Here is a 17,653-nt window from a genome sequence, read left to right as displayed (position 1 = left end):
GGAGACAGGCATAGTATGGACACCCCCACGCAGATCACCAAACCCGGTCCCGCCTACGCCGGGCATCTCGCCGGCTTCGCCGAGGATGTGCTGCGCCGTTGCCGCGAGCGCGGCGCCAGCCAGGCCGAGGTATCGCTCAGCGAAGACCAGGGACTGGCGGTCAACGTGCGCATGGGCGACGTCGAAACGGTCGAGCACACGCGCGACCGCGGCGTGGCGGTAACGGTGTACTTCGGCAAGCGCAAGGGCACGGCCAGCACCGCCGACCTGCAGCCTGCCAGCCTGGAGGCGACCGTCGACCAGGCTTGCGCGATCGCCCGCTTCACCGAAGAGGATGCCGCAGCCGGCCTGGCCGACCCGGACCGGTTGGCGACGAGCTTTCCGGATTTCGATCAATGGCATCCCTGGGATATCGATGCCGAATCGGCGATCGAACTGGCCTTGCAGGCCGAAGCCGCCGGGCGCGCCGTCGACCGGCGCATCGGCAATTCCGATGGTGCCGCTGTCAATACCGGCCTGAGCGTGGCCCTGTACGCGAACAGCCATGGTTTCGTCGGTGCCGAGCGCGGCAGCCATCATTCGATCTCCTGCTCGCTGATCGCCGGCAGCGGCGATGGCATGCAGCGCGACTACTGGTACAGCAGTGCGCTGTCTTCGCTCGACCTGGAGGCGCCGGCCAAAGTCGGTCGGCGAGCCGCCGAGCGCACGCTGGCGCGACTGGACCCGCGCCCGATCGCGACCGGCGAATATCCGGTGCTGTTCGCGCCGGAAATGGCGCGCAGCCTGGTCGGCCACCTGCTGGGCGCGGTATCGGGCGGAGCGCTGTACCGCAAGGCCAGTTTCCTCGTCGACAGCGTCGGTACGCGGCTGTTCCCCGAATGGATGAAACTGCGCGAACGGCCGCATCTGGCCCGCGGCCTGCGTTCGGCCGCCTTCGATGCCGACGGCGTGGCGACGAGCGAGCAGGACCTCGTGCGCGATGGCGTACTGCAGCGCTATGTGCTCGGCACCTATTCGGCCCGCAAGCTCGGCCTGTCCAGCACCGGCAATGCCGGCGGCATCCACAACCTGGATGTCGACAGCAATAGCGAGGGCTTGGACGAGCTGGTCGCCGGCTTGTCGCGCGGCCTGCTGGTGACCGAGTTGATGGGCCAGGGCGTGAACAATCTGACCGGCGACTATTCCCGTGGCGCGGCCGGCTTCTGGATCGAGAACGGCCGGATCGCGCATGCCGTCGACGAGATCACCATCGCCGGCAACCTGCGCGACATCTTCCTCGCCATCGAAGCGGTGGGCGCCGATATCGACCCGCGCTCGCATATCCGCTGCGGCTCGATCCTGGTCGGTCGCATGATGGTCGCCGGCGAGTCCTGACCGGTCGGGGCCTTCCCTCGCGTTTTGAACTTTGCTTGCCCGGCCGTGGGTTGACATGGCGCGCCCGGCAGCGGACATTCACGGCAGCCGCACCGTACGGTGCGGCCCTTCTGGAGGGGAGAGCAATGAGCGAAGCTTCGCAAGACGACAAGACCATGGGCATGGTCGCGCACCTGTCGGGAATCCTGATCGGCTTCATCGGGCCACTGGTGATCTGGCTGATCAACAAGGACAAGGCCGACAAGGGCTGGCTGAACAGCCAGGCCAAGGAAGCCCTGAATTTCCAGATCACCGTGACGATCGCCTATATCGTCGGAATGATCCTGACCATGGTGTTGATCGGCATTCTGGTGGTTTTCGGCGTCATGATCGCCAACCTGATCCTGTGCATCATGGCCGGCCTGAAGGCCAACGAGGGCGTGGATTATCGTTATCCGTTCGCCCTGCGCCTGATCAAGTAATCGCTGCTCGCGCGGGTCAGTAGGCCCGCGCCACGGCGAACTCGGCGAGCCGGCGCAAACCGTCGGCCCGCTCCGAAAGCGGCCCCAGGGCCGCTTTCATTTTTTCCGAAAGCTCCGCCAGCAGGCGCTTGGAAGCCTCCAGCCCGAGCAGCGCGACGTAGGTCGATTTGTCCTGCGCGGCGTCCTTGCCGGCGGTCTTCCCGAGTTGGATGTCGTCGGCTTCGACGTCGAGGATGTCGTCGCGGATCTGGAAGGCGAGGCCGAGGTCGGCCGCGAAACCATCCAGGCGTTCCAGCATCGCCGCATCGGCGGCGCCGACCAAAGCCCCCATGCGAACGCTGGCGCGTATCAGTGCGCCGGTCTTCAGCGCGTGCAGGCGTTCGAGATCGGACCGCGCGAGCAGGCTGCCGGTCGCATCCATGTCCAGCTGCTGGCCGCCGCACATGCCGAGCGAGCCGCTGGCGCGGGCCAGCGTATCGATCAGTACGAGGCGCGTCTCTGCCGGCGCGGCGACGTGCGTCAGCGTTTCGAAGGCGAGCGATTGCAGCGCGTCGCCCGCGAGGATGGCGGTCGCTTCGTCGAAGGCGACATGCACGGTCGGGCGACCGCGACGCAGGTCGTCGTCGTCCATCGCCGGAAGATCGTCGTGCACCAGCGAAAAGGCATGGATCAATTCGATCGCCGCAGCGACGTCGTCGAGCGCACCCTCGTCGGCGCCGAACAAATGGCCAGTGGCAAAAACCAACTGGGGGCGGATGCGCTTGCCGCCATTGAGGCAGGCATGGCGCATGGCGGCGTGCAGGCGCGCGGGTATCGCCGTGGCGGCGGGCAGGCGACGTTCGATCGCGGCTTCGGCCCGGGCCGCCCAGGCGGCCAGGCGGGCCTCAGTCGACATCGCCGGAGAATTCCTGCGCGGCTTCGGGCTGGGTCGGATCGGCCAGCAGGCGCACGCGCTGTTCGGCCTGCTCGAGCGCACTCTGGCATTGGCGGTAAAGCGAAACGCCGCGCTCGTAGGCCGCCAGCGATTCGTCCAGGCTTTGCTCGCCCTGTTCCATCTTCTGCACGAGCTGTTCGAGCTCGTCGAGCGAGCGTTCGAATTCGGCGACGGGCGAGGGCGGCGAGGCGGGGGTTTTGGCGGCCATGGCGAAAGTGTGCGAGTCCGCCGCGGGGCGGTCAATGCCGCCAGCGCAACTGCAGGCCGCGTTCGCCGAGCCAATCGTGCATTCGCGCGGAAATCGCCAGATCGGCGGCCGCCAGCAGCTCGCCGTCGGCGGCGAACAGCAGGGGCAGGCGTCGCCGCAGCCAGGGTGGAACGCCCAGGTCCTGCAGCACATGCTTGAGGCTGTGCGAATGCTTGCGCCCCGCAAGGCGGATGCGCTCGCCGCCCTGGCGTGCGGCGATGCGAAAAGCCGAGCCGGTTTCAGCGGCGCCGACAAGCGTGCCCGCGCTGGCGGACTGCAGTTCCAGGCGGTCGCCCGTAGGCAGGGGCAGCGGATCGACGCCGTCCCAGTGGCAGCTCCATCGCAGCGCGAGCCCGTCCGATTGCGGCTCGGCATGCAAGAGATCGCGCCAGCGCCGGATCACATGCCCGGCCCAGTGGCATTCGGCTTGGGCGTCGGGCGCGGCTGGCAATAGTTGATGTTCCAAGGTCGCGACCGCCATGGCGGGCAGCGGCGGGTAGCCGAGGGTTGCGATCCACAAGCGCAGGACGCGACTTCGCGCCGCGGCTGTTTCGGCGAGCAAGGGCGAAACCCGCAAGGCCTGCGGGTCGGCGGTTCGCGCGACGGCCAGCCGACCGGAAGCATCCTGTTCCAGGGCCGTCGCTTCCTCGGCCAGCAAGGCCGCGCTGCGGGCCAGGCGTTCGCTCGCCGACGGCCAGCGCGCCCGCAACAGCGGCAAGACGCGATGGCGAAGGTAGTTGCGATCGAGGCGTTCGTCCGTATTGGACGTGTCATCCACCCAAAGCAGCGCATGAGCCCGTGCATAAGCGAGCAGTTGCGCGCGCGGCACGTGCAGCAAGGGCCGCCAGAGGCGTCCGCCTGCGAATTCGCGTTCCGCGCGCATCGCCGCCAGGCCATGGCTGCCGGAGGCGCGCAGCAGGCGCAACAGGACGGTTTCCGCCTGGTCGTCGAGATGGTGTGCCAGCGCCAGGCGTTCGCCCGGCTGCAGCTCCTGCGCGAACGCGGCGTGGCGTGCGTTGCGCGCAGCCGCTTCCGGACCATCGCCGTTGCTGAGGTCGACGCCGGCGCGATGCACGGCAAGGGCAATACCCAGTTCCGCGCAAACCTTCCGGCAATGCGCGACCCAGTCATCGGCCTGCGGCTGCAGGCCGTGATGTACGTGGATGGCGCGAAGCCCGGCGAGTCGGATCGCGGGCGTCGCCGCCAGCGCATGCAGCAGAACGGTGGAATCGAGGCCGCCGCTGAAGCCGACGAGCGTCGCGGTACCGGAGTCGAAGCTGACTGGAAGCGTTCGCGCGGCGCTCATCGCTACTCGACGTCGAGCTCCACGCCACCGACGAAACGAGCCGCGAGATTGTAGAAAACGGCCGAGAGCAGGCCGCCGATGAAGCCCATCAGTCCGTACATGATCGGGAAGATCACGACGGCGGCCAGGCCGAGTCCGGCCATGAATCCGGCGCCAGCGGCGCCCTCGGCACCTTCCTGCGCCGCGAGGCCCGCCATGCCGCCGACCATGCTCACCAGACCGAAAATCGCGCCGACCAACAGACCGATGCCGCCGTACATGAGACCCATGAGCTTGCCGAGGGACAGTGCCCCCACGCGTTTGACGATCATGCCGTTCTCCCTGAGTGGCCGCCGGGCTGGCGGTCGTCGCACTCTAGGGCCGCCTCAGCGGCAGGGCAAGCGAGATTCAGGCGGTTTCGTAAGCGCCGTAGCTGCGCAGGCGTTGGTAGCGCTGTTCGAGCAGCGTCTCGATGTCGACCTTCTCGATCGCCGCCAGTTCTTCGAGCAAGGTCTGCTTCAGCGTCGCGGCCATTGCGGTGGGATCGCGATGGGCGCCGCCGAGCGGCTCGGGCACGATGCGATCGATCAGCTTGTGCTCGATCAGGCGCTGCGCCGTCAAGCCGAGCGCTTCGGCGGCGTCCTTGGCCTTGTCGGCCGACTTCCACAGGATCGACGCACAGCCTTCCGGCGAGATCACCGAGTAGGTGCCGTACTGCAACATCAGCGTGCGGTCGCCGACGCCGATGGCGAGCGCGCCGCCGGAACCGCCTTCGCCGATGACCGTGCAGATCACCGGGATGCGCAGTTCGGCCATTTCCAGCAGGTTGCGGGCGATGGCTTCCGACTGGCCGCGCTCTTCGGCGCCGATGCCGGGATAGGCGCCGGGCGTATCGATCAGTGTGAACAGCGGCAGGCCGAAACGTTCGGCCATCTTCATCAGACGCAGTGCCTTGCGATAACCCTCCGGGCGCGGCATGCCGAAATTGCGCCGGATCTTGCTCTTGGTATCGCGGCCCTTCTGGTGACCGATGATCACGCAGCTGCGTCCGTCGATGCGTCCGAGGCCGCCGACGATGGCTTCGTCGTCGGCGAACGCGCGGTCGCCGGCAAGCTCGTGGAATTCGTCGCAGATCAGGCCGATGTAATCGAGCGTGTACGGGCGCTGCGGATGACGGGCCATCTGCGAGATCTGCCAGGGCGTCAGCGACTGGAATATCTCCGCCGTGCGTGCCCTCAGCTTTTCCTGCAGGCCGGAAACCTCGCTTTCGATGTTCACGGCGGGGCCGTGGCTGGCCCGGCGCAGCTCCTGGATCTTCGCTTCCAGGTCGGCGATGGGCTGTTCGAAGTCGAGGAAGTTCGGATTCATGCGGGGGTTCAGGCAGGCATTGGGGGCAAAGTCTAGCAGGCCGGTCGCCGGGAGGACTCAGCGCTCGGCGGCCCAGGGCCGGTGCAGGGCCAGGCTGACGCCGCTGATGCCGGGCAGGGCACGCAGGGCATTGATCAGCTCCGCGTCGCTGCGCACCGAATTGCTGCCGTTGAGGTCGATCGTTCCGCGCGAATCGGCGGTCAGCAGGTCCAGGCGCAACGGCGTGCCGCCGGGGCGGAAACCGGCCAGGGCGTGCTGCAGGCGATCCCAGACGCCTTGCTGGCGCAGATCCACGGTCAGCGCCAGCCGGCGGCCATGCTGGCTGCATAGCGCACGGAAATCCCAGCATTGCCTCGCGCGCAAGGAAAAGCCGCCGTTGAACGTGTCCTCGCGCAGGCTGCCCTCGACGATGACGATGCGATCGCGCGACAGCAGCGAGGCGTGCTCGCCGAAACTGTCGCTGAAAAAGGCGCATTCGAGCCGGCCCTGCCGATCCTCGATCTGCACGAAGGCCTGGCTGTCGCCGCGGCGCCGCACGGCCGTGACCAGGCCGGCCAACACGACCTGCGCTTCGCCTCGACGGTCCTTGCGTTCGCTCCACAAACGGTCGACTTCGCCGAGGTGGTAGCCGACCAGGGCGGCAAGTTCGTCCTTCCAGGGATCGAGCGGATGGCCGCTGAGGTAGTGGCCCAGGGTTTCGCGTTCGCCGAGCAGTTTCTGCTCCAGCGTCCAGTCGTTGGCGGTCGGCAGTTCGATATGGATCGTCGGCGCATCGCCACCGCCGCCGAACAGGGATGTCTGGCCGGCCGCGCGTTCGTGCGCGAGCTGTTCGGTCGCGCGCAGGACTTCCGGCAACTGCAGCATCAGCGAGGCGCGGTTGGCGCCGAGCGAGTCGAGCGCGCCGGCCTGCACGAGGGCTTCGATGACGCGACGGTTGAGCTTGGCCGAATCCACGCGCTGGCAGAAATCGAGCAGGTCGCGGAACTGTCCTTGTTTCGATCGCGATTCGACGATCGCCTCGCAGGCGCCGCGGCCCACGCCTTTCACCGCACCCAGGCCATAGCGCACGGTGCGCGCATCGAGCGCCTCGAACATGTAGCCGGAAGCGTTCACGTCGGGCGGCAGCACCTTCAAGCCGCTGGCGCGCGCGTCGTCGAGGAAGTTGACCACCTTGTCGGTGTTGTCCATGTCCGACGACATCGTCGCGGCCATGAACTCGGCCGGATGGTGCGCCTTCAGCCAGGCGGTCTGGTAGGCGACCAATGCGTAGGCGGCCGAGTGCGACTTGTTGAAGCCGTAGTCGGCGAACTTCTCCATCAGGTCGAAGATGGTCGTCGCCACGCGCGCATTGATGCCATTGCTTTCGGAGCCGCCTTCGAACTTGACGCGCTCCTTCGCCATCTCCTCGGGCTTCTTCTTGCCCATCGCACGGCGCAGCAGGTCGGCGCCGCCGAGCGAATAGCCCGCCAGCACCTGGGCGATCTGCATCACCTGTTCCTGGTAGACGATGACGCCGTAGGTCGGCTTCAGGATCGGTTCCAGCAACGGATGCGGATAGCTGACTTCGGCGCGGCCGTGCCGGCGATCGATGAAGTTGTCCACCATGCCGGCGCCGAGCGGGCCAGGACGATACAGCGCGGCCAGCGCGATCAGGTCCTCGAACACCTGCGGCTGCAGCTTTCGGATGTAATCCTTCATGCCGCGCGACTCGAACTGGAACACCGCGGTGGTGTCGCCGCGCGACAGCAGGGCGTAGGTCTTCGGGTCGTCCAACGGCAGGGCGAGGATCTCCAGCGGCTCCGTGCCCGCGGCGTTTCGCCGGGCGTTGATCGCCTTCACCGCCCAGTCGATGATGGTCAGCGTGCGCAGGCCGAGGAAGTCGAACTTCACCAGGCCGACCGCTTCGACGTCGTCCTTGTCGAATTGGGTGACGACGGACTTGGCCGTTTCGCCCTTGCCCACGTGTTCGGCGAAAAGCGGAGAGAAATCGCTCAGCGGGCGCGGCGCGATCACCACGCCGCCGGCGTGCTTGCCGGCGTTGCGCGTCAGGTCCTCCAGCTTGAGCGCGAGGTCCATCAGGTCGCGCACGTCGTCTTCGTCGTGATAGCGCTGGACCAGTTCGCCGGAGACGAGGTTGTTGTCCTTCTTCGCCGCATCCGAGCGGCCGAGCGCATCGTCGAGGGTGATGCCGAGCGTGTTCGGGATGAGCTTGGCGATGCCGTCGACGAAGCCGTAGGGCAGGCCGAGCACGCGGCCGCAGTCGCGCACGACAGCCTTCGCCGCCATCGTGCCGTAGGTGATGATCTGGCTGACCTTGTCGCGGCCGTACTTGCGCGCGACGTAGTCGATCACCTCGTCGCGGCGATCCATGCAGAAGTCGATGTCGAAGTCGGGCATCGACACGCGTTCCGGATTCAGGAAGCGCTCGAACAGCAGGTCGTAGCGGATCGGGTCGAGGTCGGTGATGCCGAGCGACCAGGCCACCAGCGAACCGGCGCCGGAACCGCGACCGGGGCCGACCGGGATGTCGTTGCGCTTACCCCAATTGATGAAGTCGGCGACGATCAGGAAGTAGCCGGGGAAGCCCATCTTGACGATGACGTCGAGTTCGGTATCCAGGCGGGCGTCGTAGTCGCTGCGCGCCATGCCCTCGGCCAGCGCATAGGTCGCGAGACGGCGATCGAGACCGGCATGGGCTTCGTGCCGTATCCACGATTCGAGCGTATGCCCTTCCGGCACCGGGAAATCGGGCAGGTAGTAGGTGCCTAGCGAAAGCTGCAGGTTGCAGCGCTTGGCCAGCTCCACCGTGTTCTCGAGGGCTTCGGGAACATCGGCGAACAGGGCCGCCATTTCCTCCGGCGATTTCAGGTACTGCTCGGCGCTGAAATCGCGCGGCCGGCGCGGATCGTCGAGCACGCGCCCGGTGGCGATGCAGACGCGCGCCTCGTGCGCGTCGAAATCGTCGCGCTCGAGGAAGCGCACGTCGTTCGACGCGATCAGCGGCAGGTCGAGTTCGTCGGCCAGCGCCAGCGCGGCGTTGTTGAAGTTCTCCTCGCCGTCGCGGTGCGTGCGCGTCAGCTCCAGGTACAGGCGATCGCCGAAGGCGTCTCGCCATGTCCGCAGCCGGTCGCGCGCGAGTTCGGACCGACCGGAGGCGACGGCGGCGCCTATCGGGCTTTCGCGGCCGGCGATCACCGCGAGACCGTTGTTCTCCTGCAGCAGCCACGATTCCCGTATCGCGACGAAATCGCCGTGATGGCCTTCCAGATAGGCGCGCGTCAGCAGCCGCGACAGGCACAGGTAGCCGGAATGATCCAGGCAGAGCAGGGTCACGCGCGTCGGCGCTTCGTTTTCTTCGCTGATCCACAGGTCGGCGCCGGCGATCGGTTTCAGGCCCGCCCCTTCGGCGGCCTTGAAGAATTTCACCAGCGCGAAAAGATTGCTGGTATCGCTCACCGCCACGGCGGGCAGTCCGAGCTGCGCACAGCGCTGCACCAGCGCCGGCAGGCGCAGCGTGGAGTCGGTCAGCGAAAACTCGCTGTGCAGGTGCAGGTGAACGAAGGAGGGGGCCATGCCGGACGCCGTGGGCAGGGGGTCAGCTTAGGCGCGGGGGTAGGCCCGGACAAGGCTTGACAGGGCGGATCGAACGGCAGGCATGGGCCCGAAAAAACGCCGGGGCGGGTCGCCCCTGATTGCGACCCGCCCCGAACGCCAGACGTGCTCTGGATTTGTCGGACGGCGATCCTGTGGATCGCCCCCTGGTACTCAGTAAACGCGGAACGGCCGGTTCAGGCGCTCCGTGCGGGCATAGCCGCGGGCATGGATCTCGCGACGCTGCAGCAGGGTATTGGCCTTGGCCAGGCAGTCGTTCTCCCAGGCGGCGCGGCGCTCGGGCGCACTGCCGCGCGGCTGCTGTTCGCTGCGGAAGCGGCAGAAGTCCAGGAAGTCCTGCACTTCACCGGCGAAGGCTTCCCAGCTCAGCTCGACCAGCAACGCATCGTCGAGATGGCCGATCAGCGGCAGATCGTCCGGGATCAGGTCGTCGAAGCGGTTGAGGTAGTCGAGCAGCACCCGCGCGCGCTCGGCGAACTCGGGGCTGACGTGCCAATCCTGGTCGTGCAGCAGGCGACGCAGCTGCTCGACGCGCGCCATGCGCTGGTTGATCGTCGCCACCGCGATGTCGGTCGGCAGCGTCTGCAGCCAGCGCGCCAGGCTGGCGATCTGGTCGGCATGCACGCAGGGCGCCGATCCGGCGACTTCCTGCAAGGCTTCGTTGAAATCGTCCATCGCATCGTCATTGATCGCGACCGAACCGATACTCAGGCGGCGCGACTGCGTGCCTTTCGGCGGAAGCGCCAACGGCAGCGACGGCGTGGCCTGGAAACGGGGGCGCGGCAAGGTGTTCATGATGTCCTCTTATCGGGGCTGGATGCCCGTCTTGTTTGTTGGATGCACGAACAGTCTGAAGGGTTGCAAGGAATTCCTCGCGGGCCTTTGGTCGCCATGACCTTCGGACTATCCGGTGCGCACAGCAGACATGCTGGTGGCACGGGACATTGATACGCAGGAAAAGCGCCGGACAGGACACTGCGCGACAGGCACGGTTCAGCCGACGTGGAACAACGCGTCCGGCGGGCCGAAATCGACGTAGTGGCGCTCGCGAACGCGATGCAGCTGCGCCCACAGCGCGCCTTCTTCCAATCGCATCGTTAGCCAATCCTGCGTGCCCGCCGGCCGATCGCCGCGGTTTTCGCTGCGATAGCGGTTGAAGTCCTGGTAGTCGGCCAGTTCTTCGGCCAGCATCGGCCACACCAGTTCGACGAGCAATGCGTCATCGAGGCGGCCGTACCAGGGCACGTCGTCCGGAATGAGGTCGTCGTTCTCGCGCACGTAGTCGAGCAGGCGCGCGATGCGTTGCTTTTGCGCATCGTCCAGCGTCCAGTCCTCGTCGGCGAGCAGGGCTTCCAGCTCCGGCAAGCGGTCGAGCCGGGCGTCGAGCAGGCGCTGGCGTTCGTCCAGCGGTTGCGACTGCAGCCATCGCGCAAGGCTGGCGATGGCATCGGCATCGACGTGCGGCGCATCGGCGTGCAGTTCGTGCAGGAAGTTGTTGAAGCGTTCCATCGCGACGGGCGAGAGTTCGAACGGACCGGCGACATGCCGGCGATGCGTTTCGCGCGCGTTCGGGAGTGGCAGGGAAGAGCCGGCAGGGCTCGGGGCATTCTGGCGCATGGCAGCCTCGCTGCCGGCCGCGGGAGGGGAGCTGCGTCGGCTGGTCGGCTTGCGCCGTCCGCAGCACGCATCGTTCGCCGGATGCGGGATCAGCATCGCGCGATGCCGGCGCACGCGCACCTGTCGAACGTCACCACGACCTATGGCGTTCAGCCGATGTAGGGAAAATATTCAGAACAGCTCGGAAGGCTGCAGCGCCGCGCGCACGGGCGCGAAGCTGCGGCGGTGCTCGCTACATGGGCCGTGCATGCGCAGCGCGTGGAGATGCTCCGGCGTCGGGTAACCCTTGTGCCGGTCGAAACCGTAGCGCGGATGTTGCGCGTGCAGCGCGACCATGTGCCGGTCGCGCGCGACCTTGGCCAGGATGGATGCCGCCATGATCGCCGGCTCGCGCGCATCGCCGCCGACCAGCGCCTGCGCCGTGCAAGGCAAGGTGCGCGGCAGGCGATTGCCGTCGATCAGGGCATGCGCCGGAACCGGCGATAGCGCGTGCAACGCGCGCGCCATGCCGGCCAGCGTCGCCTGCAGGATATTGATGCGATCGATTTCGGCCGGCGGTACGAATTCCACGTGCCAGGCCAGCGCCTCGCGCTGGATCAGCGGGAACAAGGCCTCCCGCGCGGCTTCGCTCAGCGCTTTCGAATCGCCGAGGCCGTCGATGGGACGGCGTGGATCGAGGATGACGGCAGCGCAAACCACCGGCCCTGCGAGCGGGCCGCGACCGGCTTCGTCCACGCCGGCGACCAGTCGCGTCGTGGCCGTTTTCATCGCGCGCCGAGCAGTTCGGCGATCGCGTCGGCAGCCTGCGAGGACGCGTTTCGACGCAACTTTTCGTGGATGGCGAGAAAACGCGGCTCCAGCGTTTCGCGCGCTTCGGCGTCGTCGAACCAGCGCAGCAGGGCGGCCACGAGATTCTCCGCCGTGCAGTCGTCCTGCATCAGTTCCGGCACCACCGGTTCGTTCGCCAGCACGTTCGGCAGGCTGTAGCGATTGACCTTCATCATGCCCAGGCCCATGACGATGCGATAGGTCAGCGCGGAGATGCGGTAGGCCACGATCATCGGCCGTTTCGCCAGCATGGCTTCGAGCGTCGCGGTGCCGGACGCGAGAAGGACGACATCGGAAGCGATCATCACGCGGTCGGCCTGTCCGTCGATCAGCCGGGCCTCGGCCAAAGGCGTCGCGCGCATCTGCGCTTCGATTTCCGATCGGCAGGCGGCATTCGCGGCCGGGATCACGACGCGCAGATCGGGTTTGCTTTCCGCCAGCAGGCGCGCCGATTGCAGGAACACCGGCAGCAGGCGGCGGATCTCGCCGAGGCGGCTGCCGGGCAGCAAGGCCAGCACGGGCGCGCCCTGCGGCAGCGCGAGGGTTTCGCGCGCCGCGTCGCGATCGGGATGCAGCGGGAAACTGTCGGCCAACGGATGTCCGACGAAGCGCGCATTCACGCCATGGCGTTCGTAGATCGGCGGTTCCATCGGGAACAGGCACAGCACCAGGTCGGCGCTGTCGCCGATTTTCCTCGCCCGGCCCTGGCGCCAGGCCCAGATCGACGGGCTGACGTAGTGCACGGTGCGAAGGCCCGCACGCCTGAGCTTCTTCTCCAGCCCGAGGTTGAAATCGGGCGCATCGATGCCGATGAAGACGTCGGGTTTCCAGTCCAGCAGGCGTGCATGCAGGTCTTTGCGCAGTCGCAACAGGCGCGGCAGGTGCCGCAGCACTTCGGCGAGCCCCATCACCGCCAGCTCGTCGCTCTCGTGCCAGGTCCGCATGCCTTCGGCGCGCATGCGCGGGCCGCCGACGCCGGCGAATTCCGCCGAAGGAAAACGCTGCTTCAGTTCGCGCAGCAGGCCGGCACCGAGGAGGTCGCCCGAGGCTTCGCCGGCGACGAGCGCGATGCGCATCGCGTCAGCGCAACAGGCCGCGCTCGCTGCGCTCGATGAATTCGAGCATGCGCCGCACGTCGTCCGACTGGCCGGCGCTTTCGGCCAGTTCCTGCTTGGCTTCGGCCAAGGGCTTGCCCGACATGTACACCGCCCGATACGCACGTTTGATCGCCGCGATGCGCTCGGCATCGAAGCCGCGGCGCTTCAGGCCTTCGGCGTTGATGCCGCGGGGTTCGGCGTATTTGTCGGCGACCATCAGGTAGGGCGGCACGTCGCCATTGACCAGGCAGCCCATGCCGATGAAGGCGTGTTCGCCGATGCGGCAGAACTGGTGCACGCCCGCGAAGCCGCTCATGATCACCCAGTCGCCGACGGTGACGTGGCCGGCGAGGGTGGCGTTGTTGGAAAACACGGTGTCGTTGCCGACGATGCAATCGTGGGCGATGTGCACGTAGGCCAGGAACAGGTTGCGGTCGCCGATCTTGGTCAGCCCGCCGCCGGTGCCGGTGCCGCGATTGACGGTGACGAACTCGCGAAAGGCGTTGTCGTCGCCGATGACGAGTTCGGTGCGCTCGCCGGCGAATTTCTTGTCCTGCGGATCGCCGCCGACGGCGGCATGCGAATGGAAGCGGTTGCCGCGACCGATGCGCGTGGGGCCGGAGATCGTGCAATGCGGGCCGATCACGCAGCCGTCGCCGATTTCCACCTCGGCGCCGATCACCGCATACGGTCCGATCTCGACATCCCGGCCCAGGCGCGCGCCGGGGTCGACGATAGCGCTCGGATGAATCATCTCAGCCGCGGCCCTCGGCGCAAAGGATCTCGGCGCTGGCCACTTCCTTGCCGTCGACGCGGGCAACGCTCTCGTACTGCGCCATGTTGCGGATCTGCCGCTTCAGCCTGACTTCGAGCATCAGCTGATCGCCGGGCACGACCATCTTGGAGAAGCGGGCGTTGTCCACCTTCACCAGGTAGAACAGTTTTTCCTGCTTGCCGGTGTTGCCGTCGTGCTGCAGCGAGAGCTGGGTCAGCAGCCCGCCGGCCTGCGCCATCGCTTCCACCACCAGCACGCCCGGCATGACCGGATGACCGGGGAAGTGCCCCTGGAAGAAGGGCTCGTTCGCCGTGACGTTCTTCATCGCCAGGATGCGCTGGTGCGGGTCGAGCTCGAGCACGCGATCGACCAGCAGGAACGGATAACGATGCGGCAGCAGCCCCTGGATACGGGTGACATCCACGGGCAGCGCGACGGGGGTTTGGCTCATGCTCAGTCCTTGGCCTGGGGCAGGGCGCCAATTTTACGCGCCAGCGCGTCCAGATGCTTGAACCTCGCGGCATTGCGCCGCCAGTCCCGGCTGGGCTGGACCGGCGTGCCCGAGGAATATTCGCCCGGCGACTGGATGGAATGGGTCACCAGGGTCATGGCCGTCACCAGTACCTTGTCGCAGATTTCGATATGTCCGACGATGCCGGTGCCGCCGCCGATCAGGCAATAGCGGCCGATCCGGGCCGAGCCGGCTACCGCCGCGCAACCGGCCATCGCCGTATGGGCGCCGACGATCACGTTGTGGCCGATCTGCACCAGGTTGTCGAGGCGCACGTCTTCGCCGAGCACGGTGTCCTCGATCGCGCCGCGATCGATGCAGGTGTTGGCGCCGATTTCGCAGTCATCGCCGACCACGACGCCGCCCAACTGCGGCACTTTCAGCCAGTGGCCGTCCTGCATGGCGAGGCCGAAACCATCGGCACCCAACACGGCGCCCGGGTGCACGCGCACGCGGCGCCCGAGGCGCACCCGGGTGACGAGCGTGACACGGGCGATCAGTTCGCTGTCGCCGCCGACGATGCAGTCGTCGCCGATGACGCAACCGGGTCCGACGAACGCGCCGGCTTCGACGCGCGAGCGCGCGCCGATCGAGACGAAGGCGCCGACTTGCGCGTCCGGCGACACGATCGCATCGCTGGCGATCGATGCGGACGCATGGATGCCCGGCTGCAGGGCCGCGCGCGGCTCGAACAGCGCGGCGATGCGCGCGAACGCCGCGTACGGATCGCGCGCGATCAGGCAGGAAACCGGGCAGTGCTCGGCATCGTCGGCGCCCAGTACGATCGCCGCCGCCGCCGTGTCGGCAAGCTGGCTACGGTAACGGGGATTGGCGAGAAAGCCGAGTTGGTCGCCCGAGGCGCCGGCCAGCGTGCCGACGCCGGCGATCTCTGGATCCGTATCGCCGCGCCGTTCGAGTTCGAAACGGGCGGCGAGTTCGGAAAGGCGATAGGGCATCGCTTGGCCCGGTGGCCGGTCTTACTGCTGGTTGCCGAAGGTGAATTGCAGGCGTTCGACCTGATCGCCTTCTTCCTTGCGGATCGGCACGGCGAAGCTGATCGAGATCGGACCCATCGGCGACTGCCATTGCAGCGCGATGCCGGTGGTGACGCGGAACTTGTCGATGGCGAAATCGTCGCGTGCGCCGAATACGTTGCCGTAGTCGACGAAGGCAGAGATGCGCGCTCCCGGGCCGCTGAACAGGCGCGGCAGGTAGAACTCCACCGAACCGGTCGTCTTGATCGGGCCGCCGAGCGGCTGCAGGCTGCCGTAACCGGGGACTTCGTAGTTCGGACCCAGCGTATTGGCCTGGAAACCGCGTACCGAACCCGGGCCGCCGGCATAGAAATGCTTGAAGAAGGGCAGGCCGCAATTCTGGCCCGTGCCGGCGATGATCGCGCCGGTGTAGGTGTGGTCGTAGCAGGTCTGCTTGGCGGTGTTGCCGTAGCTGTCGCCGTAACCGACATCCACTGAGGTCCGCATGATCAGCCACGGCGTCAGCGGCCAGAACTTCTCGAACTCGTAATTGAGCCTGTAGTACTCGAGATCGCTGCCCGGCAGGGCGATTTCGCCCGACAGCCGATGCAGCGTACCGCGCGTCGGGAACAGGTAGCTGTCGCGCGTGTCGATGGCCCAGCCGGCCTTCAGCGTCCAGGCATTGACCGTCCACTGGCGATTGCCGCCGGTCAGCGGCAGCGGATCGATCGTGCTCAGGTCGCCGTCGTCGTTCTCGCGCGGCGTGCAGGCCGGTTTGCCGGTCGTGCCGCAACCCAACGCTTCGTCGCCGTCGTCGTCGGTGTGTACCGTGCTGACGATCGGCGTGCGCTGGCGGTCGCCGAGCGAATCGACCAGGTAATAGACCACCGGCAGTGGCGTCAGGCCGTCGGTCGTCGTGATCTGGTTGCGGTAGATGCCGAACGCGGTGCTGATGCTGGTGTTCTCGGACAACGGGATGCCGAAGCTCACTTCGCCCGCCGCGTTGCCGGCCGAGTAGCGTGCCGTCGTCGTCGTCGAGGTGTCGTAGTCGCTGTAGCTCAGGCCGTAGCCGACGCTGATGCCGTCGTCGGTGAAGTACGGGTCGATGTAACTGAAGGAAATGCTGCGCGAATAGGTGTTGTTCTGCACGCCGACGGAGAAGCGGTTGCCGGAGCCCAGGAAGTTGTTCTGCTGCAATTGCACGCTGGTGATCAGACCGCCGTACTGCGAATAGCCGACGCCGAACGTGAAGCTGCCGGCATTGCGTTCCTTCACGGTCACGACCACGTCCACCTGGTCCGGGCGTCCCGGCACTTCCGGCGTGTCGACTTCGACGGTCTCGAAGTAGCCCAGGCGCTGCAGGCGGATCTTCGAACGGTCGATCGCCGCCTGCGAGTACCAGGTGGCTTCGAACTGGCGCATTTCGCGACGCAACACTTCGTCAGCCGTATTGCTGTTGCCCTTGAACAGGATGCGGCGGACCTGCACGCGTGGGCCCGGCTGCACGACGAAATTCACCGCCACGGTCTTGTTGGCGCGGTCGACTTCGGGAATCGGATTGACGCTGGCATGGGCGTAACCGAGGTTGGCCAGGGTCGTGCTGATGGTGTCGTTGGTCAGTTCGACCAGGGCCCGCGAGAACACGCTGCCCGCCCGCATCATCACCAGCTTCTCGATCTCTTCCTGCGGCAGGATCGTCTCGCCCGAGACCTTGGCCTCGGAAACCTTGTACATCTCGCCTTCGGTGATGTTGGCGGTGATGTACATGTCCTGCTTGCTGGGGCTGATCGAGATCTGGGTGGACTCCAAGTTGAAGTCCACGTAGCCGCGATCGAGGTAGTAGTTGGACAGTTTTTCCAGGTCGCCCGACAGCTTCTCGCGCGAGTACTGGTCGTCGCGCTTGTACCAGGACAGCCAGTTGGTGGTGCCGGACTCCCAGTTGCGTCGCACCAGGCCCTCGGCGAAGACGTTGTTGCCGACGATGTTGATGTCGCGGATCTTGGCCGGCTTGCCCTCGGTGATCATGATCTTCAGGTCGACGCGATTGCGGTCGAGCGTGGTCACTTCCGGGTTGATGATGACGCCGTACTTGCCGCGATTGTTGTACTGCCGGGTCAGTTCCTGGGTCAGGCGGTCGAGGTTGAGCGGGTTGTAAGTCTCGCCCTCGGACAGGCCGATCGACTTGATGCCCTTCATCAGGTCTTCGGTCTTGATTTCCTTGTTGCCTTCGATCGACAGCGTGTTGATGGCCGGGCGTTCGGTCACGCTGACGACCAGGATGCCGCCCTGGCGGTCGAGCTTCACGTCGCTGAAGAAGCCGGTGCGGAACAGGGCGCGGATGGCCTCGTTCGCCTTGTTGCGATCGAGCTGGTCGCCACGCTCGACCGGCAGGTAGGTGAATACGGTGCCGGCGGAGATGCGTTGCAGGCCGTCGATTCGGATATCCGAGACGGTGAAGGCCTCGAAGTTCTGCGCGAAAGCCTGCCCGGACAGGGCGGCGGCGAGGGCGAGGGCAAGGAGGCGGCGGCGTGCGTTGTTGCGCGTCATCATCGGTCCAGATTGGTGGCGGC

16 protein-coding genes are annotated in these 17,653 nt (G+C 66.7%); 2 read left to right on the top strand and 14 right to left on the bottom strand.

From position 1 onward, the window contains the following. Positions 1-33: 33 nt before the first annotated feature. Positions 34-1,374 (top strand): metalloprotease PmbA, encoded by a 1,341-nt coding sequence (gene pmbA / locus QM707_RS07890; protein ID WP_415001827.1) that lies wholly within the window; start codon positions 34-36, stop codon positions 1,372-1,374. Between the two features lie 125 nt (positions 1,375-1,499). Beyond that, the gene (locus QM707_RS07885) at positions 1,500-1,835 is read left to right on the top strand and encodes a DUF4870 domain-containing protein (protein WP_415001302.1); all 336 of its coding nucleotides are present in this window, start codon (positions 1,500-1,502) and stop codon (positions 1,833-1,835) included. Between the two features lie 16 nt (positions 1,836-1,851). Here the strand turns inward: QM707_RS07885 and QM707_RS07880 are convergent, their stop codons facing one another. From QM707_RS07880 to bamA, 14 genes are all read right to left on the bottom strand, one after another. Beyond that, a complete protein-coding gene (locus QM707_RS07880; RefSeq protein WP_415001301.1) occupies positions 1,852-2,730 on the bottom strand; it encodes a polyprenyl synthetase family protein in 879 nt (292 codons plus the stop codon). Then, positions 2,720-2,977, bottom strand: coding sequence for an exodeoxyribonuclease VII small subunit (locus QM707_RS07875; RefSeq protein ID WP_415001300.1), 258 nt, complete (start codon positions 2,975-2,977; stop codon positions 2,720-2,722). Before QM707_RS07875 ends, QM707_RS07880 begins: the two co-directional genes overlap by 11 nt. 31 nt (positions 2,978-3,008) lie before the next feature. After that, a complete protein-coding gene (gene tilS / locus QM707_RS07870) occupies positions 3,009-4,322 on the bottom strand; it encodes a tRNA lysidine(34) synthetase TilS (RefSeq protein WP_415001299.1) in 1,314 nt (437 codons plus the stop codon). 2 nt (positions 4,323-4,324) lie between these two features. Continuing rightward, positions 4,325-4,633: a hypothetical protein gene (locus tag QM707_RS07865; RefSeq protein WP_415001298.1), complete on the bottom strand. Its 309-nt coding sequence runs from the start codon at positions 4,631-4,633 to the stop codon at positions 4,325-4,327. A 76-nt stretch (positions 4,634-4,709) separates the two neighbouring features. Then, positions 4,710-5,669, bottom strand: a complete 960-nt coding sequence (locus QM707_RS07860) for an acetyl-CoA carboxylase carboxyltransferase subunit alpha (RefSeq protein WP_415001297.1) — start codon at positions 5,667-5,669, stop codon at positions 4,710-4,712. 57 nt (positions 5,670-5,726) lie between these two features. Beyond that, entirely contained in the window at positions 5,727-9,242 is a 3,516-nt protein-coding gene (gene dnaE / locus QM707_RS07855) for a DNA polymerase III subunit alpha (RefSeq protein ID WP_415001296.1), read from the bottom strand. Between the two features lie 192 nt (positions 9,243-9,434). Next, positions 9,435-10,076, bottom strand: a complete 642-nt coding sequence (locus QM707_RS07850) for a hypothetical protein (RefSeq protein ID WP_415001295.1) — start codon at positions 10,074-10,076, stop codon at positions 9,435-9,437. Between the two features lie 198 nt (positions 10,077-10,274). Next, positions 10,275-10,898, bottom strand: coding sequence for a hypothetical protein (locus QM707_RS07845; RefSeq protein ID WP_415001294.1), 624 nt, complete (start codon positions 10,896-10,898; stop codon positions 10,275-10,277). Between the two features lie 171 nt (positions 10,899-11,069). Next, entirely contained in the window at positions 11,070-11,666 is a 597-nt protein-coding gene (rnhB, locus tag QM707_RS07840; protein WP_415001293.1) for a ribonuclease HII, read from the bottom strand. After that, positions 11,663-12,802: a lipid-A-disaccharide synthase gene (lpxB, locus tag QM707_RS07835; protein WP_415001292.1), complete on the bottom strand. Its 1,140-nt coding sequence runs from the start codon at positions 12,800-12,802 to the stop codon at positions 11,663-11,665. The genes rnhB and lpxB overlap by 4 nt, the downstream gene beginning before the upstream one ends. Positions 12,803-12,806: 4 nt before the next feature. After that, positions 12,807-13,577 carry an acyl-ACP--UDP-N-acetylglucosamine O-acyltransferase gene (lpxA, locus tag QM707_RS07830; RefSeq protein ID WP_415001291.1) on the bottom strand — a complete coding sequence of 257 codons (771 nt, stop codon included), beginning with the start codon at positions 13,575-13,577 and terminating at the stop codon, positions 12,807-12,809. 1 nt (position 13,578) lies between these two features. Further along, positions 13,579-14,049: a 3-hydroxyacyl-ACP dehydratase FabZ gene (fabZ, locus tag QM707_RS07825; RefSeq protein WP_415001290.1), complete on the bottom strand. Its 471-nt coding sequence runs from the start codon at positions 14,047-14,049 to the stop codon at positions 13,579-13,581. Positions 14,050-14,051: 2 nt separating this feature from the next. Further along, the gene (gene lpxD, locus QM707_RS07820; protein WP_415001289.1) at positions 14,052-15,065 is read right to left on the bottom strand and encodes a UDP-3-O-(3-hydroxymyristoyl)glucosamine N-acyltransferase; all 1,014 of its coding nucleotides are present in this window, start codon (positions 15,063-15,065) and stop codon (positions 14,052-14,054) included. A 21-nt stretch (positions 15,066-15,086) separates the two neighbouring features. After that, on the bottom strand, positions 15,087-17,630 hold the full coding sequence (gene bamA, locus QM707_RS07815; RefSeq protein ID WP_415001288.1) for an outer membrane protein assembly factor BamA: 2,544 nt from the start codon (positions 17,628-17,630) through the stop codon (positions 15,087-15,089). Positions 17,631-17,653: the final 23 nt, after the last annotated feature.

It is taken from the genome of Arenimonas sp., assembly GCF_047602345.1.
Taxonomy (GTDB): Bacteria; Pseudomonadota; Gammaproteobacteria; order Xanthomonadales; family Xanthomonadaceae; genus Arenimonas.
This window is presented reverse-complemented; position numbering and strand designations above follow the sequence as displayed.